This window comes from Vibrio rubrogenes (assembly GCF_059641415.1).
Genome location: NZ_JCARSY010000035.1, coordinates 14,542 through 38,040, shown reverse-complemented (window position 1 = coordinate 38,040; position 23,499 = coordinate 14,542). Strand labels below are relative to the sequence as shown.

Here is a 23,499-nt window from a genome sequence, read left to right as displayed (position 1 = left end):
CATCGAAGCCGGGAATGAAATCACCCTCAAAGCCGGTGGCAGCTTCGTTAAAGTTGACCCGTCAGGTGTCTCCCTCAGCGGTGCCGGGGTGAACCTGAACTCCGGTGGTAGTGCCGGGAGTGGCAGTGGGTTTAGCGGCGAGAACGTAATTCTGCCGCATCTGTCAGCCAAGGCGGCTGCCAGCGAAAAGGCTGCTTATTCTTCGAAACAAGCCACATTGATTACGGCTGATGCAGTGGTGAAAACTCAAATGCCGGACAGGGTGAAAGAAAACAGCGCCATGAACATCACCGGAGACAGCACGGATGTTCCTACGACTGCTTCAGCAGGCTCGGGAGAACCCGTAAAGGTTGACCCGGAGAATATGTACTGGCCTAACTATGACTTTATTCACCATCGGGAAATTGAGGTGGAATATACCCAAAAGGCGGTAGACCTAGCGGTGCTGTCGCTCGAAGAGGCGGAAGAGTTTGCCAATAATTTGTGGCAGGAATACAACGGCAAAGATACGCTGGACAATGGCAAGAAAGTTTGGGATGGTGCTGCCAACGCCCATGATGCCTATCGACTGGCAAAAGGGTTGGGAGGCATGGGGGTGGTCGTGTATACCAAACCCTTCAACGGACGGGATTACGTGATTATCAAAGGGTACAAAAAGCATCTAAAAATCCTGATGAAAGGCAATCGCTGGCGCGCCAATAATCCGCAGGTGGTTCAACTCGGTCTGGGCACGAAAAACATGGCGAGAAACATGCTGCGGGTGGGGCTGGTCGTAGATATTATCTTCGCTGTTGCAATTAATGCCGTTGACTTTTTTGTTCATGATGAGAAAACCATGGAAGATTTAGTTGGCCGGTCCGGTGTGGATATTGCCAAAGGGATGATAGCGACGGGAGCAGGTACTGTCATGGCTGTTGCTGCGAGTGCTGTTGGGTGGCCACTGGTTACTGTCGGAATGGTATTTGCCGCAGTTGGGTTTATGACAAGTGTAGGGCTGGATTGGGCAGATAATGAGTGGGGAATATCGGACTCAGTGGTCGAAAAGTTAAAAGAGGTAAATCAATGATTTGGAGAATTACGTTCATTCTATTCACAGTACTGCTCTTAGGTAGTCTTGCTTTTGTCGGCGTATTTTCGTCATTATTGCTTCCATTTCAACCTCTTGAAGATAAGGTTAGACTGTTATCTTATGTGAATTATATTGCTCTGATCATTGGTCCACTGCTTTTAGTTGGACTAATGCTAACAGTTATCCATCAACTGTTTCACTTAAAAGAAATAAATAGGTATAAAAAGCACTATCAAAATAGTGGGGGCAAAATTGCTTGGTTATCATTAGTCATTGCTATTATATCGGTATTTCCCCGTTTCTACCTCGGCTACAAAGTCGATCAGGCCGGATATGTGAAGTGTGTGAATGAGTCCCGTACTTCTGCTAAAAGTAGCTGGCGGGTGTATGCCAAATCAGACAGTTTGTGTAAAAACTCTTCAGGGGTTTATGGGGGATAGATATTCTGTTTTGGGAGTTAAATGTGTATTCGGTGCCGTTCCCATTCAGAGTCTAAGCTATCTTTTAAAACGAGCCGCACTCGCGGCTCACTTTCTAACCAATCATCACCGCTCAGATGAAATCTTCTGCATCAGCGACTTTATGGTACCGACAATACTACGGTAGATGTGTTTGTCCATGATGAGAAAACCATGGAAGATTTAGTTGGCCGGTCCGGTGTGGATATTGCCAAAGGGATGATAGCGACGGGAGCAGGTACTGTCGCAGCTGTGATTGCGAGTGTTTATAGTGCTCCATTAATAGCTGTGGGATGTATTTTCGCCGGAGTCGGTTTTATTGTTAGTGTCGGGCTTGACTGGGCTGATAATGAATGGGGCGTTTCCGATGTGATTGTAGAAAAATTAAAAGAGGTCAATGAATGATAGTGAGAATCGCTGGGCTTGTATTTTTTGTGCTGATTTTAGGCGGAGATCTTTTACTGGCACCAAATCTATTAATTCCATTTCAGCCTCTTGAAGCAAGGACCCGTCTTCTAGCATATACGAATTTTGTCGCTATCGCTGCTGTTATTCCATTAGTCGGTGGCGGTATATTAGTCGGTATTCACCAACTATTTCACCCAAGAAAAGATAAAGGGGAGTATGCGACTGCATATCGCGGTGCTTGGATGAAGATTATGTGGATCACGTTAGCTGTTGCCATTGCTGCTATTTCTGCCCGTTTCTACCTTGGCTACAAAGTCGATCAAGCCGGATATGTAAAGTGTGTCAAGGAGTCTCGCACTTCTGCCAAGAGTAGTTGGCGAGTCTATGCCAAATCAGAAAGTTTATGTAAAGATTCTTCTGGGATTTATGGGGGATAAGGGCTCTGTTTGGAATTCAATTTCCCAGATGTTTGATTGGTTGGTTTAGTATGAGTTTTCGGTTGATATTTAATAGGACTGTATAACTCTTTTTTGCCCCAAAACTGCTTATCTCTACAACCTTGACTCGTTACTATTGCCATTAGTTGACCTACTTCAGCTAATGGTTAACTATGTACTCAGTTTACTATGGTACGTTAGATAGAATATGTCTGAATTTTGTGTATTCGATGGTCAGAGATCGGCTTGTGTAACGTTAGGTTGCATCAGGCTTAGCCAGTGACTTATCACAGATTGCAATAGATAAACAGAGTACTTTAGACGGACAACTTCTGGCAGATATCATCTGTCTAACAATTATTAAGTGTTGCGTAGATTAAGGAGTAATAATGTTTTACCACGTATTGATTGAAACAAAAGAAAAGTCAGGTAAACAAAATAAGAACAAGGAAATATTTGAACTAGATTTTACAGATAAATCAACTGTAATTAATGAAGTTGTTTTGCCTTATATTAATAAATATGAATTTCAATTTGATGGTTACTTTTTGTCCTTTGACCAAGTATCTCGAGTTATAATTCGTGAAAGTGATAAAGATAGCTCAACTTTATCTAAGTTGGCTAATGATAGTCTTTCACCAAATATAATAATGTTCATTAGCCGAGAAGACGCGATTCAATATGATAAATATACAAAAGATGTAACGAAAGAATTTTTCCAAGAAGCTAAAAAATCAAAAGAATCTTCATCGTCATCAAATAAAAAATTAGATGATAAAGGCACATCTAAGATAGACAAGTCGAAAGTTTTTATTGTGCATGGGCATGATAATTTAGCTAAACTAGAAGTTTCAAGTTTTATTAAAGACATCGGTTTTGAACCAATTATATTACATGAACAAGCCAGTGGTGGCGCAACAATAATCGAGAAAATTGAACAATATTCAAATGTGGGATTTGGTATAGTTCTTTATACTCCATGTGATGTTGGCTCAAAAAATGCTGAACCTCTAAGTCTTACTCCTCGAGCTCGTCAAAATGTCGTATTTGAACATGGGTACCTAATCGGTAAGCTAAAAAGGGGTAACGTATGTGCGTTAGTTAAAGGTGATATTGAAACTCCTAATGATATTAGCGGTATCGTATATGTTCCTCTGGATGATCATGGTGCTTGGAAAATAGCCCTTGCAAAAGAGCTAAGAAAATCTGGTTATAAAGTTGATATGAATAATGTGATATAAGCACTTAACAAATGTTTAAGGCTTCAAAATACTTTTTCTAATCTGATGAAGACGATTTAGTGCCCCTTTCCTAAATCGTTTCTGTCCAGAAGTGTGTTGCATACTTCTACTATATGATCGCAAAATTGAGCTGTATTGTGATGATATTGTAACCCTCCCCGAAAAAATGGACGCTGGTAAATAGGGCTTTTCCGTTTACACACAATCTTTTACAGTCTCTTCGGTGCAGAACTGGAACCTGACACTGTCTCAGCTTAGCATCCACTTTGAAGGCCGGCTCACTCCATCTCTGGATTTATAAAAATGGGCGTGACACAGAATAATGAACAGTCTCGTCGGCTCCCAAATTTGACGCACAACTGGTTCTCTGATTTCAGAGACATCGGTACTCAGTGCGCCAGTCACTCTTGCCAAGATGCAAGAATCACCAGAAAATCTTTTTTATTTGGCTTGGGCTCACGCTTTCCAGAACCAGCTTTTACGGGCGTCCTGCCCGGAAAAGCCTAACCATTCTTCCTTGAATGGTTTTCTTGGTCGGGTGGTTAATTTGAGTGGGGTGAAACATTGAATCAACGAAACTCAATTGATCGATGAGCTCAGGGTGAAAAATCAGGACGATTTTTCAGGATTGCCTGAGCAGGAAGCGAATCAATCCGACCCTGATTCGGTGCTCTGAACTCACCCCTAGGCCTTTTGGGGTACTTTTTCGGCCATGAAAAAGTACCTGGGGCGCAGTCGAAGATGTTGATGAAATCGAGGAATGGGATTGCGTCCCAAACCGCAGAGTCACAATTTTATATTCCCAGCCTCCGGCACCCAAATTTGACGCCATCAGACCCTTTATTTTTCACCCTTAAAAAACATGCTTAAAATCAATAAGTTAAAGACAAGCATTTTTAACAAGGTAAAAAAGGGATTTTTCGACTAACCTTTTGCTGTGACAGGGTTTTTCGTGATAAGTTTATTGTTCACTGCCGCATAGGCAGCTTAGAAATTGTGGTCCGCAGCCTGTTTTAATGTATGGTGGTTCACTGCCGCATAGGCAGCTTAGAAAGTATCGCTGGATAACAGGCCGTGGCGGAATTAGTTCACTGCCGCATAGGCAGCTTAGAAATGAGTCAATAACAAGTACTTTAACGCCGAAATGTTCACTGCCGCATAGGCAGCTTAGAAATCACTAACACTTTACGTCCAAACAAAACACACGTTCACTGCCGCATAGGCAGCTTAGAAAGAAGTCTGCTTCTGTTACAGGCTGTCCAGTTTGTTCACTGCCGCATAGGCAGCTTAGAAAGCTAGCGCTCAGTTACGTTACGGTGTTACACTGTTCACTGCCGCATAGGCAGCTTAGAAAAGGTAATTCCCAGTTATCATCAAGCTCTGTCGGTTCACTGCCGCATAGGCAGCTTAGAAATTCAAAAGCATATCGTAAAGATCTTGTCCGCTGTTCACTGCCGCATAGGCAGCTTAGAAAACTGGTACACGATCGACGGTAACGACACGCGCGTTCACTGCCGCATAGGCAGCTTAGAAACAGAATGGTCGCGCACTTGTAAACGACTTATCGTTCACTGCCGCATAGGCAGCTTAGAAAATGATGCGATATTGCACGGTGGTAATTAGTCAGTTCACTGCCGCATAGGCAGCTTAGAAATCCGACCTACCTCATGCTACAATAACCGCATTGTTCACTGCCGCATAGGCAGCTTAGAAATGTTTCGATACGGTACGCGGGGCATGTTATGTGTTCACTGCCGCATAGGCAGCTTAGAAATGCGCGCCCAGGCATGGTGGCGATTGCGTACGGTTCACTGCCGCATAGGCAGCTTAGAAAGGTGACCTCCAGGCGTTCCGGTTGGTACGATCGTTCACTGCCGCATAGGCAGCTTAGAAAAGTAAATGGGTCAACGCATGTATCGACGCGCAGTTCACTGCCGCATAGGCAGCTTAGAAACACTGGTGAAAGGTAGCCATCTCAGAATCTTCGTTCACTGCCGCATAGGCAGCTTAGAAAAATCATTGAATCAACTTGATTACTTCCCGGTCGTTCACTGCCGCATAGGCAGCTTAGAAATTAGTTAAATCGTTTTTACGTTGATAGTACGGGTTCACTGCCGCATAGGCAGCTTAGAAATGCACGAGAGAGAAAAAACAGTTCAATGGAGTGTTCACTGCCGCATAGGCAGCTTAGAAAGGCAGTAGCATTCGTTAAAAAATATTCGTTATGTTCACTGCCGCATAGGCAGCTTAGAAAGTGGCTTGTCCGGACGAATCAATCGTAACTTCGTTCACTGCCGCATAGGCAGCTTAGAAAAACCGCAAACGGATTCATTCCCCACTGATTAGGTTCACTGCCGCATAGGCAGCTTAGAAATACAATAGGGCGGCTGGTGGCATTGATGAAGGGTTCACTGCCGCATAGGCAGCTTAGAAACCCGAGCAAATCAACGCCCTATACGCTGAGAAGTTCACTGCCGCATAGGCAGCTTAGAAAATAGTAAGTCAAGCGAAAAGATGAGCCCCTAAGTTCACTGCCGCATAGGCAGCTTAGAAATGGTTCAGAACGCGTGCCACGACAGTGAATAAGTTCACTGCCGCATAGGCAGCTTAGAAAGCAGCAGAGATAGGGCAATACAAAATTTTCAAGTTCACTGCCGCATAGGCAGCTTAGAAACCAAACATCAACACTTTTAGAAGGTTTATCTTTGTTCACTGCCGCATAGGCAGCTTAGAAATAATCAAAGATAACATTTAGGTGAACATTATGGTTCACTGCCGCATAGGCAGCTTAGAAATATCAGTCTAGTTATGGCACACCGACGCAGGTGTTCACTGCCGCATAGGCAGCTTAGAAAGGTGAGAAATAATTATTGAACGCTGGACTAACGTTCACTGCCGCATAGGCAGCTTAGAAAAATGCGACCATTGTTATTGATGGAATTTCTCTGTTCACTGCCGCGTAGGCAGCTTAGAAAATAACGCGCTGAGCCTAGAGGCTGTTTACTTTGTTCACTGCCGTATACATGGGTAATCAGAACTATTGCTTTGAATTGAATCGCATTTTTCTCAGTAATGTGCGCAAAGTGAGGGTTGGTGGTGTTCTTTGTCAGCCCCTTCTTTTATGCTAACTTCATTATCCACAACCAGTCTTATGCCACGATTATGAAAACAACCCTCGACCATCTTCCCGAATATAAACAGCGTGAACTGGCGATAATCTCAACGGTTCTGCGTGACACGTTAGACGATTATCTGCAAGGCAAAGCGGGCAGTAAAAGTGAATTCCGTATTCTGAAAATCATCCTGTTTGGCAGCCATGCCAAGGGGAATTGGGTCAGTGATCCGGTCAATGGCTATATCAGTGATTATGATATTCTGGTGATCGTCAATAAAGCAGCGTTGGTTGAAGATTATGTGGTCTGGCAGCGTGCCGAAGAGCAGATTGATCGCAAAGTGAAATCGGCACCATTGGGTTTGATTGTGCATGATTTAAACGAAGTGAATAATCGACTACAACAGGGTCATTATTTCTTTAAAGATATTCGCGAAGAAGGGATTGAGCTATTTGCCGCGACGCCAAAGCCACTGGCGGAGCCGGGTGATCTGACTGAGGAAGAAAAACGGGAGATTGCCCGTAAGCATTATGAGCAGTGGATAAAAAGTGCTACCGAAAGCATTAGAATGTTTCACCATGCTTTTAATGACTTGATGCTTAATGAAGCAGCCTTCAACCTGCATCAGGCAACGGAGCGTCTTTTTGCCTGTACACTGCTGACTTGTACTAACTACTTACCGAAATCCCACAATATCGAGAAACTTGGTAATCTGTGCGTGCAGATTGATCCGGCCTTTGCTGAGATTTACCCGATGGACAATAAATTTCACCGTCGTAGTTTCCGCCGTTTGCAACGGGCGTATATTGATGCGCGTTATTCAGCCCACTACGAAATCACCGAAGAAGAGTTGAATTATTTGGTGGCAGAGGTGCAGCGGTTACTGGGGTTGGTTGAGCGGGTTTGTTGGGAGAGAATAGAAGAGGTTTGAGTGCATTCTTAACTTTGATTGGCCCAGCCTCCGGCACTGAAATTTGACGCACATTTTGTTCCTCGGTTTCAGAGACATCGGTACTCAGTGCGCCAGTCACTCTTGCCAAGATGCAAGAGTGACCAGAAGATCTTTTTGTTTTGGCTTAGTCACGCGTTGTCCAGAACCAGCTTTTACGGGCGTCCTGCCCGGAAAAGCCTAATCATTCATCCTTGAATGATTTTCTTCGTTTGGTGGTTGATTTGAGTTGGGTGAAATCTTTTAAAAAGCCAACTTGATCGATGCTCTCAGGGTGAAAAATCATGGACGATTTTTCAGGATTGCCTGAGCAGGATGCGAATCAATCCGACCCTGATTCGGTGCGCTGAACTTAACCCTCTAGGCCTTTTGGGGTACTTTTTCGGCCATGAAAAAGTACCTGGGGCGCTTCGGAGATGCTAATGAAACCGAGGAATGGGATTGCGTCCCAAACTGCTACATTACAAGTTTTATATTCCCAGCCTCCGGCTCCTAAATTTGACGCACAATCTGTTTTTCCGATTTCAGAGGCATCGGTACTCAGTGCGCCAGTTCATCTTTCAGAGATGAAAGATGAACCAGAAAATCTTTTTTGTTTGACGGAGTCACACGTTGTCCAGAACCAGCTTTTACGGGCGTCCTGCCCGGAAAAGCCTAACCATTCTTCCATGAATGGTTTTCTTGATTGGGTGGTTGATTTGAGTGGGGTGAAACACGAGTCAACGAAGCTCAATTGCTCGATGCTCTCAGGGTAAAATTCATGGAAGAATTTTAAGCTTTTCGTGAGCAGGAGCGAATAAAAGCGTCCCTGATTACGTGCGCTGAACTTAAAAAAGATGCTTTTGGTTACTTTTGAGATCTATCAAAAGTAACTGGGGCGCGTTCGAGGATGCTAATGAAATCGAGGGACTTGATTGCGCACCAAACCGCAGAATCACCATTTTTCACCCCCAAACACCGGCATCACAATTTTATCTTCCCAGCCACCGGCACCCAAATTTGACGCCATCAGACCCTTTATTTTTTACCCTTAAAAAACACAAATAAAATCAACAGCTTAAAAACAAGCATTTTTAACAAGGTAAAAAAGGGATTTTTCGACTAACCTTTTGCTGTGACAGGGTTTTTCGTGATAAGTTTATTGTGAACTGCCGCGTAGGCAGCTTAGAAAAAACGTGGCTATCAATGCGAAAAAGACCGACAGTGAACTGCCGCGTAGGCAGCTTAGAAAAATCGCAAAGCTTCTAATTTCGCTTCTTCAATGTGAACTGCCGCGTAGGCAGCTTAGAAATTACTGACGCGATGATTGATCGGCTGATTGCTGTGAACTGCCGCGTAGGCAGCTTAGAAAGACTCGACTGGTCCACCATTCGCACCGGTAACGTGAACTGCCGCGTAGGCAGCTTAGAAATCACAGGCTACCCATGACTGACTACATCACAGGTGAACTGCCGCGTAGGCAGCTTAGAAATTGCAGGCGTAGCCCGTTGATAGATACAACCTGTGAACTGCCGCGTAGGCAGCTTAGAAAAGCTTAGAACAAATCAAAACCCTGTTAGGACTGTGAACTGCCGCGTAGGCAGCTTAGAAAGTGAACAAAAGCACGAGACAATGCTAGCCTCTGTGAACTGCCGCGTAGGCAGCTTAGAAAGCTTTTACAACGCGCCGCGCTCCGTGGTTCGCGTGAACTGCCGCGTAGGCAGCTTAGAAAAAGAAAACCAATGGCGAAACATATGCAAATCTGTGAACTGCCGCGTAGGCAGCTTAGAAAATGCTTGCTTGAGTGATTCAGTACCAGAGCTTGTGAACTGCCGCGTAGGCAGCTTAGAAAGCATAAAGGACACGAATGCTCTTTTCTATGGTGTGAACTGCCGCGTAGGCAGCTTAGAAATGAGTACCACGGTGAGCAATATGCCGACCATTGTGAACTGCCGCGTAGGCAGCTTAGAAAGAGTAGGTGTACGTGTCTAGCGAGTTAACATAGTGAACTGCCGCGTAGGCAGCTTAGAAATCGAACCAACGTTACAGTCGATACTCGTACCGGTGAACTGCCGCGTAGGCAGCTTAGAAAACTCGAAGCACAGCCCGGCGCGAGCCGTCAAAGTGAACTGCCGCGTAGGCAGCTTAGAAATTGGTCGCACTGGCTCATGCCTACCGCGAGAAGTGAACTGCCGCGTAGGCAGCTTAGAAAAATATGGGCGCAAGACGCTTACGCGCTCGATTGTGAACTGCCGCGTAGGCAGCTTAGAAAATACGCATACTCAGCAGGACATGCGTCATAATGTGAACTGCCGCGTAGGCAGCTTAGAAAAACGGCGCAATCGATCCGGATGTTGGTTCAATGTGAACTGCCGCGTAGGCAGCTTAGAAAGGTAATCGCGCCGATAATATTCAACTGCGCATGTGAACTGCCGCGTAGGCAGCTTAGAAACATATGTATACGCTCCCGTCATTATTCCTGATGTGAACTGCCGCGTAGGCAGCTTAGAAAATCGGCTTTCTTATACACTGGTACATCGAAATGTGAACTGCCGCGTAGGCAGCTTAGAAATGAGTACATGCCATACATTCGTCCGGGTGATTGTGAACTGCCGCGTAGGCAGCTTAGAAAAGACGTTTCTGATTGGGATAAAATCCTATCCAGTGAACTGCCGCGTAGGCAGCTTAGAAAAGCGATCCAAGGTGGTATTCTTGCGCAATATTGTGAACTGCCGCGTAGGCAGCTTAGAAATCTAAAATAGTTTCGAGTCTCGTCGTACGATTGTGAACTGCCGCGTAGGCAGCTTAGAAAAAAAAATGGCAGTGCGTGGGCTATTGAAAACCGTGAACTGCCGCGTAGGCAGCTTAGAAAAGTTAGGTTTTTGTACGTAGTCAGACTTAACAGTGAACTGCCGCGTAGGCAGCTTAGAAATAATAGACGCCTTGTTTGCCTCGAAACACTCAGTGAACTGCCGCGTAGGCAGCTTAGAAATCAGCAACAACAGGGCGGCTGGGGCGGTCAGCGTGAACTGCCGCGTAGGCAGCTTAGAAAATTGCGTCCATATCCAAGTCAAACAAGTTCCCGTGAACTGCCGCGTAGGCAGCTTAGAAAAACCCGATCATGATTGGTCATCTCATGCCTGTGTGAACTGCCGCGTAGGCAGCTTAGAAAAGTGTCGTAACCGTGGGCAATAGCTTTAAGGTGTGAACTGCCGCGTAGGCAGCTTAGAAACGCCGTGTGTTTCCTGATCTGTCTGACGAAGAGTGAACTGCCGCGTAGGCAGCTTAGAAAGCGGACTGGTCAGAGGGAGTAGAGGACCGGTTGTGAACTGCCGCGTAGGCAGCTTAGAAAATACTCTGGAACAAGAAAATACCGATATACATGTGAACTGCCGCGTAGGCAGCTTAGAAATACGCCAATCAGATTAAATGTGGTATCGGGTTGTGAACTGCCGCATAGGCAGCTTAGAAAAGCCAGCGTGCTATGTCCAAGCAGTTGACCAAGTGAACTGCCGCATAGGCAGCTTAAAAAGAGGAGGTAGCCGTTGTTGTGAAAACAGAACTATGAACCACTTATCGAAAATGCAACCTCATGCATTCAATCAACAATTGTCTCTGGTATGATCAGCGGAGATGATTGCTTGAGGTAAACCCATGGATGACCTTTCCCCCTCCGACTTAAAAGTCATACTTCACTCTAAACGTGCCAATATGTACTACTTAGAGTATTGCCGGGTGATGCAAAAAGACGGGCGCGTGTTGTATCTCACCGAATCGAAAAAAGAAAACCTCTATTACAACATCCCCATTGCCAACACCACCGTCTTGCTGCTGGGCAATGGCACGTCGATTACCCAAGCCGCAATGCGCATGTTATCTCAAGCCGGAGTATTAGTCGGATTTTGTGGCGGGGGTGGTACGCCGCTGCATATGGCAACTGAGGTAGAATGGTTTACGCCGCAAAGTGAATATCGCCCGACCGAATATCTGCAAGGCTGGCTCTCTTTCTGGTTTGATGATGAAAAACGCCTCGAAGTTGCCAAGCAATTTCAAAACGCCCGGATTGACTACTTACAGTCGGTATGGTCGAAAGACCGTGAATTAAAAAGCCACGGTTTTGTCTTTCAGGATGACATGATCCAAACCGCTTTAGCCACTTTTCATCAGCGGACCGATAAAGCGACTCAAACGGCAGAATTACTGCTGACCGAAGCGCAACTGACGAAAGTCCTTTACAAATATGCAGCCAATAACACCGGGCTGAAAAACTTCACCCGCCAGCATGACTCCACCACGCTTGCCAATGACTTTCTCAATCATGGTAACTACTTAGCCTATGGTCTGGCAGCCAGTTGCCTGTGGGTGCTGGGGATCCCGCATGGGTTTGCTGTGATGCATGGTAAAACTAGGCGCGGGGCACTGGTGTTTGATGTGGCAGATCTGATTAAAGATGCGGTTGTCCTGCCGTGGGCGTTCGTCTGCGCCAAAGAAAATGCATCGGAGCAAGAGTTTCGTCAGCAGGTGTTGCAAGCTTTTATCGATCATCAATCAATGGGCTTTATGTTTAATACCATCAAAGCGATTGCTTTGGATAAACCTGCTGAACAAGGAGATGCCGGGCAATGATGGTGACATTTGTTTCTGAGTGCGAAAAGAATGCCCTCAAGAAAACTCGTCGTGTTTTAGACGCATTTGCTGACCGAATCGGCAACAATACATGGCAAACCTTAATCACCGAAGACGGCTTACAAACCGTGAGAAAAATGCTTAAACAAACGGCCAGTCGCAGCACTGCCGTGAGTTGCCATTGGATCCGCAGCCGATCCCGGAGCCAGTTACTGTGGGTGGTGGGCAACCGCTCTAAGTTTAATTTAGACGGGCTGGTTGCGGTGAACCGAACCTCACTTAATCTTGAGCACCGTGAGTGGGAATCCGGCTGGTATTTGAATGAAATCGTGGCATTAGCCAGTGCAGTCGCGGGATTATTTCATGATTTCGGCAAAGCCAATGCGCTGTTTCAGAACAAACTCCGCGGGAACAGTGCAACCAAAGGCGAACCATATCGCCACGAATGGATCTCACTACGCTTGTTTGAAGTGTTCGCCAAAGGTAAAACCGACTCAGAATGGATCCAACAACTGGCTCAATTCACCGACGCCAATATTGCCAAACAATGGGATACGCAGCTAACGCAAGCGATTTTTATCGATGCGCCGGATGCACTACAAAATCCGTTTGCTCATTTCGCCCCATTTGCCAAACTGATCGCGTGGTTGGTGGTGTCGCATCACCGGCTTCCCAAAAATAATGATGGGGCCAAGCCTGTGAATATCGAAGAAATGGATATGTGGCTGGAGCAGTGTTTCGACTGCCATTGGAACTCACCCAATGCCCTCGATTTGTCTCAATATAGCCAGCAAGCATTACAAGAGAACTGGTGTTTCCCGCATGGCACACCGATGCTCAGCCGGACTTGGCAACAAAAAGCGGCAAAACTGGCGCGACGGTTACAGAAGACGCCTTTACTCATCAGCAATTCTATCCCTTGGTTTGAACAGCGTTTCGTTAGTCACATGGCGCGTTTATCGCTGATGTTAGCCGATCACTACTATTCTTCGCTTCGCTTAGGCGAGGGTAAAACTGCGTGGCAAGATCCGAATTATGCGCCGATTGCCAATACCGACCGACAGTCAGCGCATGACCAAAGTACCGTGCCGAAACAGCAGCTTGATGAACACAATATCGGGGTCTGTGTGAATGCCCAGCGGTTTGCCCGCAATTTACCCGCGCTGAAATACACATTGCCTGCCATTGCCCAGCATCGGCTATTCTCTAAAAGCGTCGGGATTGAAAAATATCACTGGCAGGATAAAGCCTACGCCAAAGCGAAAGCCATTGCGAAACCCACTGAACGACAAGGCTTTTTTGGCGTCAATATGGCATCTACCGGCTGTGGGAAAACCATTGCCAATGCCCGTTTTATGTATGGTCTGGCCGATGACCGGGAAGGGTGCCGCTTCTCAGTGGCGTTAGGATTACGCACTTTAACACTGCAAACCGGTGATGCTTACCGTGATTTATTGAAACTGGGGGATGACGATCTGGCGGTACTGATCGGCTCTCAAGCGGTGCAGACACTGCATGAACTCAACCATGGCGATCGACATCACGGCAGTGAATCGGCTGAAGATTGGTTTGAACAGCTGTTCATTCACTATGAAGGGCAAATCTACGATGGCCGGCTGAAACACTGGCTGAGTGCCAGCCCCAAATTAGAACAACTGGTGAGCGCGCCGATTCTGGTCAGTACCATTGATCACCTCATGCCTGCGACAGAAAGCCAACGCGGTGGCAAGCAGATCGCGCCGATGTTGCGTTTACTCACTTCTGATTTGGTGCTCGATGAACCGGATGATTTCGGTTTAGAAGATATGCCCGCGCTGTGTCGCTTAGTCAACTGGGCCGGGATGCTTGGCTCGCGAGTCTTGTTGTCTTCCGCGACTTTGCCACCGTCATTAATCAAAACCTTATTTGATGCTTATCAAGCCGGGCGGGAACAATACAATCAAGCGCAATTTGCAGACCCCAAACAGCCCCCGATCTGGTGCGCGTGGATTGATGAATTTACCACTCATACCCAAGAAATTACCCAACTCAGTGACTTTGCTGCAACGCACCGCCAGTTTGTCGATCAACGGGTCACCAAGCTGGACAAACACGATCTGCCAGTTCGCCAAGGGGAGGTTGTGCAGGTGGCGCAATTCACGCGCAATGATTCAATGACAAACGCTGCATGTCGCCACGCCATTTATGACCGTGTGGCGCATACCTTTTATGAGCAGATTCATCACTTACATCAGGCTCATTGTGTGACTGCACCAAATGGTAAACAGGTTTCATTGGGGGTGATTCGGATGGCGAATATCACCCCGATGGTAGCTGTCGCCCAAGCACTGACTCAATTACAACCCCAGCCGAATTTTAGAATTTGCTACTGTGTGTATCACTCGCAGTTTCCACTGGCGTTACGCTCTGACAAAGAGCACAAATTAGACCGAATACTTGATCGTCATGATGTCGATGCGTTGTGGCAACAACCGGAAATTCAACCGATTTTAGACACAGCTACCGAAGCAAACATCGTTTTTGTGGTGTTGGGCACTTCCGTGGTCGAAGTCGGGCGCGATCATGACTACGACTGGGCGATTGCAGAACCGAGTTCGATGCGGGCATTGATTCAGTTGGCCGGACGAATTCAGCGTCATCGTCAGCAAGTCCCGGCACAGCCGAATTTGATGGTACTCAATCAAAATATCAAAGCATTGAAAAATAAGCCGGTGGCGTATTGCCATCCGGGGTTTGAAAGTAAAGCGCTGCCGTTAGCCTGCCATGATATGACTGAATTGTTGAAAGGTGAGTTAGCCCATATTTCCGCAAGGACTCGCGTCAAAGAACCTGATTTTGTATTGAGGGATCTACAAATCGATCGAAGCAAAGGGGAGCGATTTGCTGCACCTGCTGAGCGGTTTACCGTCCAAGAACATCGGGCATTGCGTTTTGCACTGACTCGTTTAGACCGGGCAAAAATTCCTCATGCTTACCAGTCAAATAAAGAAGCCAATTTATGGTGGGGTCAACCTCACGCCATGTGGAATGGCGAATTTATAAAACAAACCGAGTTTCGCAAGTCCGAGCCTCAGGAGTCGTTTGTACTGCGCTGTGATGAAGACGAGCAACTGGAGTGGAGCCAGCTGGATACGTCCTGTCAACCGTATCAGTATGTGTCGCGATCCACACGTTTTCACACCGCTGAGCTGCAAATTTCACAGGGATGTCAGTGGTGGTTTACACCATCGCCGGTTGAAATTTATGCGCAGTTCGCGCACCAGCTTGGTCAGTCAATCAGCCGAACCAGCAATCGGCTCGGTGAAGTACAACTGCGAATCGGTAACAAAGATCAAACCATTGAGTGGGCTTGGCATGAGCAACTCGGTGTGTTTCAACCCGAAAATCAATAAGGAAGGCGAATGGACGGAACATTAAGTGCCGCAATCGCGGCATATATCCACCAGCGCAAGCAGGCGAAGCTTGAGCCATTGCAAAAAGCGCTCAATAAAGTGCTTGAGCAAAGCGACGATCCGGTTGCGATTGCGCAGGCGCAAGCTGAATATCATCAACAGGCCGACCCCATCGAAAGCGCTTATGACCCGGTCACTTGGTTAACCGATGCGGCACGGCGGGCAAAGCAAATCAGTCTGGCGACTCACGCAGCAAAATTTACCCACAGTGATGCCAAAGCCAGCAGTATTTTACTCAATCACTATCAAATTGAAGATGGCGGTTATCTCGTCTCGGCTCATCTGCCGGATAAAGCGATAGATGCTGTTGGTAATGCTGCTGCATTGGATGTGGCACGTTTATTAAAATTGCAAGCCAATGGTGAGACGCTGATCGATCAGTTGCAAAACCACAGTGTTGCGGCATTAAGCGCGTTTACCAGCGATGAATCGCTATTGGCCGAATGGCAGGCAGGACTGAGTCAAGCGCTGGGTGATGAGAAGCTCTCAGCGCACACGCTCTCGAAACAGCTTTATTTTCCTGTCGGTGATGATGAAGCGGCCAGCTATCACCTGTTGTGTCCGCTCTATGCATCATCACTTTCGCATCAACTGTATGCGAAAGTTCGTCAATCCCGTTTTGGTGACTCAAAAGACGTTCGCGATGCGCATAAAAAAGGGCATTATGACGACCGGTTAGATATCCGTTTCCCCGCAACCGCAGTGCAAATGTTTGGCGGCTCAAAACCACAAAATATTTCGCAGTTAAACAGCGAACGCTACGGCCAAGGCTTTTTACTCAATTGCGCACCGCCGACCTATCAGGCGCAAACCAAGCCACCGGTGAACAGCCTCTCAATCTTTGACCGCCAGTTTGGCTTTAAAACCAGTGCATTAGTGCGAGAATTTAAAGCTTTCTTAGCCAGCCTGAGCGAGAAAGACCGCAATTTTAAAACTCGCTACAAGCGGGATTATTACTACGTTAAACCGCTGATTGATCGTTTATTGAACGTCGTGGCCGAAATACAGGCGATTCCCGATAGTGCCGGTTGGAGTAACACACCGACGTGCAACATGAAGCGCGCCCATCAGCTCTGTCTGGACATCGATAACCCTGACAGCGCTTTTCAGCGTGAACGCCAGCAAGGCGACTGGTTAGATGTGGTGGCGAATGACTTTGCACATTGGTTACTACGCCAGCTCGACAATAAACAGCAATACCTGCTCGGGGATGGTGAACAACGCTATTTTAAAAAACTGTGTCTGAACGAGTTGCGGGCCTTTGAGCGGATGAATGTTGTATCAGAGGAGCACCACGCATGAAGCATTATCTTTTATTGAAAAAAATCGAGGTGCAAAACGCGAATGCGATTGCCGGGCTGACATATGGCTTTCCGGCAATGACCAATTTTTTAGGGTTCGCTCATGCATTATCACGCCAATTATCCCAGCGGCTGACGGTAAATTTAGGCGGAGTGGCGGTGATCAGCCATAAGCATACAGTTCATACCCGCCGACCGAGTGGTTGGGGCGATTATGTATTTGCATTAACCCGTAATCCGCTGACTCAGCAAGGCAATACCGCGCCCATCAACGAAGAAGGGCGGATGTCGATGCAGATTTCCCTGTTGATTGAAATTGAAGGGATTCGTGGCGGTGACAGGCAGACGGAGCAAGCCCTGATTGAGCATCTGAAAACCGTGGTGCCGTCGCTGCGTTTAGCCGGTGGTCAGATTACCCATGTCGCAGCGTATCAACTACTCGCCAGTGAAGCCCAGCAGCGCCATGCATTGCGTCGGTTGATGCCGGGATTTGTCTTGATCGACCGCCACGATTATTTAGCTAAGCACTTTGAACAATTACAGCAGCACAATCCGGGCAGTACGTTAATGGATGCATGGTGTGATTTCGCCACCCTCAAATACAGCGCGACACCGCTGGCAGACGATACCGTTGCACAGCATGATGCTTTAGAAAAAGATAGTGCAGAAACACGTGCGACAGAAAAAGATGACACCAAGCAAAAGGCGGTTTGGCAAGTCCAACCTAAGCCAGAAGCGGGTTATTTAGTACCGATTGCAACAGGCTATTGCGCCATTTCTGAATGTTATGCATCGGGTGAGGTCGCCAACGTCCGCGATACCAAGGTTCCGGTCGTTTTCGCTGAAACGGCGTATTCCGTTGGCGAGTGGCTCAGTGTGCACCGTTTACAAGAGATTCAACAAGGAATTTGGTGTTATCACCATGATTCCTCTTGGTATTTGGCAAAAGGGCGTCTGGGGTTACAAGCAATTATCCCAGAACCTGATGAAGATGATAATCAAACGATTGTTTCGCAAGATTTACTGGATTAAAAAGGACATAAAAAATGGCTGATAAAAAATTAAAAACTCCCTCCGTACTGGCATTTGAAGCGAAATTAATTCCGTCTGATGCCTTAATGTTTGCCGGCAACTGGGATCAAAACGAATGGTCACCGATTCTGGTGGGCGAAAAGTCAGTGCGCGGCACGATTTCCAACCGTTTAAAGAATGCGCTCGCGAATGACCCGGCAAAATTGGATGCCGAAGTGTCAAAAGCGAACTTACAAACCGTCGATACCGCAGCATTGCCTCATCATACCGATACACTCAAACTGGTGTTTTCACTGCGCGTCTTGGGCGGATTAGATGTGCCTTCAACCTGTAACGACCCAGCCTACCAACAAGCATTGGCAGCAAGAGTACATGCTTATCAGGTGGAAACCGGGTTTAAAGAGCTGGCACAACGGTATGCTTTGAATATTGCCAACGGGCGCTTTCTCTGGCGCAACCGGGTCGGGGCTGAAAATATCCGTGTCGAGGTGAATGCTGCCGAAAAAACCTTCTCTTTTAACAGTTATGAATACGATTTGCGCACTTTTGCCAGCAACGATCAAGTGGATCAACTGGCGGCTCTGATTCAGCAGGGTTTACAGGGGGAAGCGGTCTTTTTGAAAGTCACTGCCTATGCCAAGTTAGGTGAAGGTCAGGCGGTGTTCCCGTCTCAGGAGCTGGTGATGGGCGGTGGTAAAGGCGATAAAAGTAAATTCCTTTATCAGCTTGATGGTCAGGCGGCAATGCACTCACAAAAAATCGGCAATGCCTTACGTACGATTGACACATGGCATTCTGCGGTAGAAGAAGTTGGCCCGATTGCTGTAGAACCTTATGGTTCGGTGACCAATCGCGGTGCGGCTTACCGGCAACCGAAAGAAAAAATGGATTTCTACAAATTGCTGGACAGTTGGATGTTAAAAGATCAAACCCCGGCCATCGAACAACAACATTACATCATGGCAATGCTGATTCGTGGCGGTGTCTTTGGCGAATAAGGGCAGGATATGAAATATTATCAAGACATAACATTACTGCCGGATGCTGATATTTCGTTAGGGTTTATCTGGGAGAAGGTGTATCAGCAAATACACTTGATGTTGGTAGAGCATAAAAATGAGGCGTATGTCTCTGACATCGGGCTGAGTTTTCCGGCCTACGGCGATGCTGCATTTCCGCTTGGTCATCAACTGCGACTATTTGCGGACAACGAATCACAGCTTGCTGATGCCAATGTGGCGCAGTGGTTACAGCGTTTGCGTGACTACGTCCATATTAAATCAATCAAGCCGGTGCCTAGTGGGGTCACGGAATACGCCTGTTTTTCTCGCTGCAACCCTAAGTCACAACAGCAGCGTTTAAAACAGCTTGACCGTCGGGTCGCCCATTTGTCGCACAAGCACGGAGTGGATGAACACGAGATGCGGAGTGTATTGCTCACATCAGTGAAGAAGCACTCTGGTCGTAGTCAGTTGCCCTATATTCGTGTGCAGAGTTTATCTACACCGGCTGAGGGGCAGCACCGCCATCAATTTATGCTGTTTATTCAATGTGATAAATCGAACTCAGCGCCTGATGGTGGCAATGGGTTTACGTGCTATGGCTTGAGTGCGAAAGCCAAGGGGAAAGAAACATTCGTGCCGTGGTTTTAGCCTTGTTTTTCAGAAGGTGAGACCCTTTATTTTTCGATCTTTAAAAACATCAATAAAAACAATAAGCTACAGAGAGGCGGTTTAAACAAGGTCAAACAGGGTTTTTCCGGCTAACTCCTTGCTGTGGCTTATTTTTCTGGGACAGGTTTATTGTTCACTGCCGCATAGGCAGCTTAGAAAAGTCTAAATACCCTTCTGCAATTGCTGACGAAGTTCACTGCCGCATAGGCAGCTTAGAAAAGGTGGACCCGTATGGTGTCGAGTTCGGGCGAGTTCACTGCCGCATAGGCAGCTTAGAAATGAATGGGCTGATAGCTCTAGCTACATCTCATGTTCACTGCCGCATAGGCAGCTTAGAAAATCGCAACAACAGACGGAACTTACGATATCGAGTTCACTGCCGCATAGGCAGCTTAGAAAAACATTTTCGACAGGCATGTGATAGTTTTCACGTTCACTGCCGCATAGGCAGCTTAGAAAGGAGACGTCAACATCAATGGCGTCATCATTACGTTCACTGCCGCATAGGCAGCTTAGAAAATTGTGCTCGAACTGCATTGCTGCCAACACTGGTTCACTGCCGCATAGGCAGCTTAGAAAAAACTCAAAGTCGCCATCGGTATTCATTTCATGTTCACTGCCGCATAGGCAGCTTAGAAACGTTCCGAGTGCACCAACTGTACCGGACGCTAGTTCACTGCCGCATAGGCAGCTTAGAAAATGTGAGCCATAGGACCGCGCAGCACTTAAAGGTTCACTGCCGCATAGGCAGCTTAGAAATATCCGAGCATTTCGGGGATGTGGAGATGCACGTTCACTGCCGCATAGGCAGCTTAGAAACCGTAGCGGACGTGCCGACGTGTGACAGCGACGTTCACTGCCGCATAGGCAGCTTAGAAAACCTACAATTGTGTCCCTCGGTTGAGGCTGCATGTTCACTGCCGCATAGGCAGCTTAGAAAATTTGCGCAATACGATATGGCAAAAGCCATGCGTTCACTGCCGCATAGGCAGCTTAGAAATTTACTTTTACCTCCCGACCGAATAGTACGCAGTTCACTGCCGCATAGGCAGCTTAGAAAGCTACGCGCAATACACCATCAACCGCAAACAAGTTCACTGCCGCATAGGCAGCTTAGAAATGATGCTGGGCACAGACGGTAAAGGCGGGTCAGTTCACTGCCGCATAGGCAGCTTAGAAAAATAGAATTCGACCCATGCAACAACCCATCTGGTTCACTGCCGCATAGGCAGCTTAGAAAAATATTCACAGCGGTAGTGAATAACTGGTTTCGTTCACTGCCGCATAGGCAGCTTAGAAACAGAAAGTGAAAAATGAATCAACATCATCTGAGGTTCACTGCCGCATAGGCAGCTTAGAAAAGCAAACATTGTTCTTTATGATACTGTTTCGTGTTCACTGCCGCATAGGCAGCTTAGAAATCTCTGGTTGTTTTGGTGATAATTAATCGACTGTTCACTGCCGCATAGGCAGCTTAGAAATAAAGGGTCAATGATAACTATTGTCAAAATTAGTTCACTGCCGCATAGGCAGCTTAGAAAGACATGAGCCAGTGGCGAAATTTCATCTTGATGTTCACTGCCGCATAGGCAGCTTAGGAATTGGTTGTTTTTTCAAACAATCCGGCCTTTGGCTCTGAGATTTGACGCACAATCTGTTTTTCCGATTTCAGAAACATCGGTGCTCTGTGCGCCAGTCACTCTTGCAGAGATGCAAGAGTGACCAGAAGATCTTTTTTGTTTGGCTTGGGTGAGCGCTTTCCAGAACCGGCTTTTACGGGCGTCCTGCCCGGAAAAGCCTAACCATTCATCCGTGAATGGTTTTCTTTGTTTGGTGGCTGATTTGAGTGGGGTGAAACACCGAGTCAACGAAGCTCAATTGATCGATGAGCTCAGGGGGAAATTACGGATGATTTTTCAGGATTGCCTGAGCAGGATGCGAATCAATCCGACCCTGATTCGGTGCACTGAACTCAAACCCTAGGCATTTTGGGGTACTTTTTCGGCCGTGAAAAAGTACCTGGGGCGCTTCGGAGATGCTAATGAAACCGAGGAATGGGATTGCGTCCCAAACCAGCAGCCTATTGTTTTTATCTTCCCAGCCTCCGGCACCCAAATTTGACGCACAATCAGTTCTCTGATTTCAGAGACATCTGTGCTCTGTGCGCCAGTCACTCTTGCAGAGATGCAAGAGTCACCAGAAGATCTTTTTTGTTTGGCTTGGGTGAGCGCTTTCCAGAACCGGCTTTTACGGGCGTCCTGCCCGGAAAAGCCTAACCATTCATCCGTGAATGGTTTTCTTTGTTTGGTGGCTGATTTGCGTGGGGTGAAACATAGCGGAAGCCAATTTGATCGATGAGCTCAGGGTGAAAAATCAGGACGATTTTTCAGGATTGCTTGAGCAGGATGCGAATCAATCCGACCCTGATTCGGTGCGCTGAACTTAACCCTCTAGACCTTTTGGGGTACTTTTTCGGCCGTGAAAAAGTACCTGGGGCGCTTCGGAGATGTGATTGAAATCGAGGGACTTGATTGCGCACCAAACTACTACATTACAAGTTTTATATTCCCAGCCTCCGGCACCCAAATTTGACGCCATCAGACCCTTTATTTTTTACCCTTAAAAAACACACTTAAAATCAACAACTTAAAAATAAGCATTTTTAACAAGGTAAAAAAGGTTTTTTTCGACTAACCTTTTGCTGTGACAGGGTTTTTCGTGATAAGTTTATTGTTCACTGCCGCGTAGGCAGCTTAGAAAGCTCTTGTGCCCTATAATGGGTCTATAAAGACGTTCACTGCCGCGTAGGCAGCTTAGAAAACCATTGGGTATTGCGGTAAATGGTCATCCATGTTCACTGCCGCGTAGGCAGCTTAGAAAAGTATATACCCATTACCAAAAAAGAAAAAGACGTTCACTGCCGCGTAGGCAGCTTAGAAAATTTAAATATTAAGAATCCGTTTGGCTTTAGAGTTCACTGCCGCGTAGGCAGCTTAGAAATATATGAAGTGATTTGCCGTTGAAATCAAAACGTTCACTGCCGCGTAGGCAGCTTAGAAAATTTTTGTAAGATAGTCATAATCATAGTTTGCGTTCACTGCCGCGTAGGCAGCTTAGAAAAAAAGGGCGACCTTGGAATGTTACCCGGTCAAGTTCACTGCCGCGTAGGCAGCTTAGAAATCTGTAATGGCTCGAGATTGCTCAATTGCCACGTTCACTGCCGCGTAGGCAGCTTAGAAAGGGCAACCTCCGCCCCCTGAGATACAAGATTGGTTCACTGCCGCGTAGGCAGCTTAGAAAACTACCAGAACCACCGAGCAATGATTGAATTAGTTCACTGCCGCGTAGGCAGCTTAGAAAAGGAGTGCCTACAACCAGAAACAGGTGAAAAAGTTCACTGCCGCGTAGGCAGCTTAGAAACACTAAAAATGAAGCTAAAGTATTTGCCATGAGTTCACTGCCGCGTAGGCAGCTTAGAAAGCTAGATCCTTGCATTGTTAGTCCAGATATCGGTTCACTGCCGCGTAGGCAGCTTAGAAAGCGTACATCGACGGTGCTGCCGTACACCGCTCGTTCACTGCCGCGTAGGCAGCTTAGAAAGAACGCAACCATTCGGTGTCCTACGGTACCGCGTTCACTGCCGCGTAGGCAGCTTAGAAATCCAGGTCGTGCAGCTTGAACCGTTTGTGCCGGTTCACTGCCGCGTAGGCAGCTTAGAAAACAGGTACGTATGTTCCCGTGACGACGCGATAGTTCACTGC

General features: G+C 46.9%; 14 protein-coding genes and 4 CRISPR repeat arrays (1 of these 18 only partly in view). Of the genes, 13 read left to right on the top strand and 1 reads right to left on the bottom strand.

Going from position 1 to position 23,499, the window contains the following annotated elements; genetic code table 11:
* The 13 genes from AC55NX_RS17605 to cas6f all read left to right on the top strand — a co-directional run.
* A partial coding sequence (locus AC55NX_RS17605) for a hypothetical protein (RefSeq protein WP_496996918.1) occupies nucleotides 1-1,066 on the top strand: 1,066 nt, incomplete at its 5' end.
* Entirely contained in the window at nucleotides 1,063-1,509 is a 447-nt protein-coding gene (locus tag AC55NX_RS17600) for a DUF1240 domain-containing protein (RefSeq protein ID WP_496996917.1), read from the top strand. The genes AC55NX_RS17605 and AC55NX_RS17600, both read left to right, overlap by 4 nt.
* Before the next feature lie 192 nt (nucleotides 1,510-1,701).
* On the top strand, nucleotides 1,702-1,932 hold the full coding sequence (locus tag AC55NX_RS17595) for a hypothetical protein (protein WP_496996916.1): 231 nt from the start codon (nucleotides 1,702-1,704) through the stop codon (nucleotides 1,930-1,932).
* Nucleotides 1,929-2,372 (top strand): DUF1240 domain-containing protein, encoded by a 444-nt coding sequence (locus tag AC55NX_RS17590; RefSeq protein WP_496996915.1) that lies wholly within the window; start codon nucleotides 1,929-1,931, stop codon nucleotides 2,370-2,372. Before AC55NX_RS17595 ends, AC55NX_RS17590 begins: the two co-directional genes overlap by 4 nt.
* A gap of 389 nt (nucleotides 2,373-2,761) precedes the next feature.
* Nucleotides 2,762-3,613, top strand: a complete 852-nt coding sequence (locus AC55NX_RS17585) for a TIR domain-containing protein (protein ID WP_496996914.1) — start codon at nucleotides 2,762-2,764, stop codon at nucleotides 3,611-3,613.
* 966 nt (nucleotides 3,614-4,579) lie between these two features.
* A CRISPR array of direct repeats spans nucleotides 4,580-6,588; the repeat unit is 28 nt; unit sequence GTTCACTGCCGCATAGGCAGCTTAGAAA.
* 187 nt (nucleotides 6,589-6,775) lie between these two features.
* A complete protein-coding gene (locus tag AC55NX_RS17580; RefSeq protein WP_496996913.1) occupies nucleotides 6,776-7,657 on the top strand; it encodes a HEPN domain-containing protein in 882 nt (293 codons plus the stop codon).
* Between the two features lie 440 nt (nucleotides 7,658-8,097).
* On the top strand, nucleotides 8,098-8,430 hold the full coding sequence (locus tag AC55NX_RS17575; protein ID WP_496996912.1) for a hypothetical protein: 333 nt from the start codon (nucleotides 8,098-8,100) through the stop codon (nucleotides 8,428-8,430).
* 388 nt (nucleotides 8,431-8,818) lie between these two features.
* Nucleotides 8,819-11,186: direct repeats of the CRISPR family, unit length 28 nt; unit sequence GTGAACTGCCGCGTAGGCAGCTTAGAAA.
* 122 nt (nucleotides 11,187-11,308) lie between these two features.
* Entirely contained in the window at nucleotides 11,309-12,280 is a 972-nt protein-coding gene (cas1f, locus tag AC55NX_RS17570; protein ID WP_496996911.1) for a type I-F CRISPR-associated endonuclease Cas1f, read from the top strand.
* Nucleotides 12,277-15,672 (top strand): type I-F CRISPR-associated helicase Cas3f, encoded by a 3,396-nt coding sequence (gene cas3f, locus AC55NX_RS17565; protein ID WP_496996910.1) that lies wholly within the window; start codon nucleotides 12,277-12,279, stop codon nucleotides 15,670-15,672. The genes cas1f and cas3f overlap by 4 nt, the downstream gene beginning before the upstream one ends.
* 9 nt (nucleotides 15,673-15,681) lie before the next feature.
* A complete protein-coding gene (csy1, locus tag AC55NX_RS17560) occupies nucleotides 15,682-17,034 on the top strand; it encodes a type I-F CRISPR-associated protein Csy1 (protein WP_496996909.1) in 1,353 nt (450 codons plus the stop codon).
* Nucleotides 17,031-18,065, top strand: coding sequence for a type I-F CRISPR-associated protein Csy2 (gene csy2, locus AC55NX_RS17555; RefSeq protein ID WP_496996908.1), 1,035 nt, complete (start codon nucleotides 17,031-17,033; stop codon nucleotides 18,063-18,065). Before csy1 ends, csy2 begins: the two co-directional genes overlap by 4 nt.
* Nucleotides 18,066-18,079: 14 nt before the next feature.
* Nucleotides 18,080-19,063 (top strand): type I-F CRISPR-associated protein Csy3, encoded by a 984-nt coding sequence (gene csy3 / locus AC55NX_RS17550; RefSeq protein WP_496996907.1) that lies wholly within the window; start codon nucleotides 18,080-18,082, stop codon nucleotides 19,061-19,063.
* Nucleotides 19,064-19,072: 9 nt separating this feature from the next.
* A complete protein-coding gene (cas6f, locus tag AC55NX_RS17545) occupies nucleotides 19,073-19,717 on the top strand; it encodes a type I-F CRISPR-associated endoribonuclease Cas6/Csy4 (protein WP_496996906.1) in 645 nt (214 codons plus the stop codon).
* Between the two features lie 152 nt (nucleotides 19,718-19,869).
* Nucleotides 19,870-21,339: a CRISPR direct-repeat array (repeat unit 28 nt; unit sequence GTTCACTGCCGCATAGGCAGCTTAGAAA).
* A gap of 12 nt (nucleotides 21,340-21,351) precedes the next feature.
* On the opposite strand, the gene AC55NX_RS17540 is transcribed toward cas6f, so the two are convergent.
* A complete protein-coding gene (locus AC55NX_RS17540; RefSeq protein ID WP_496996905.1) occupies nucleotides 21,352-21,606 on the bottom strand; it encodes a hypothetical protein in 255 nt (84 codons plus the stop codon).
* 863 nt (nucleotides 21,607-22,469) lie between these two features.
* A CRISPR array of direct repeats spans nucleotides 22,470-23,499; the repeat unit is 28 nt (it continues 799 nt past the right edge of the window).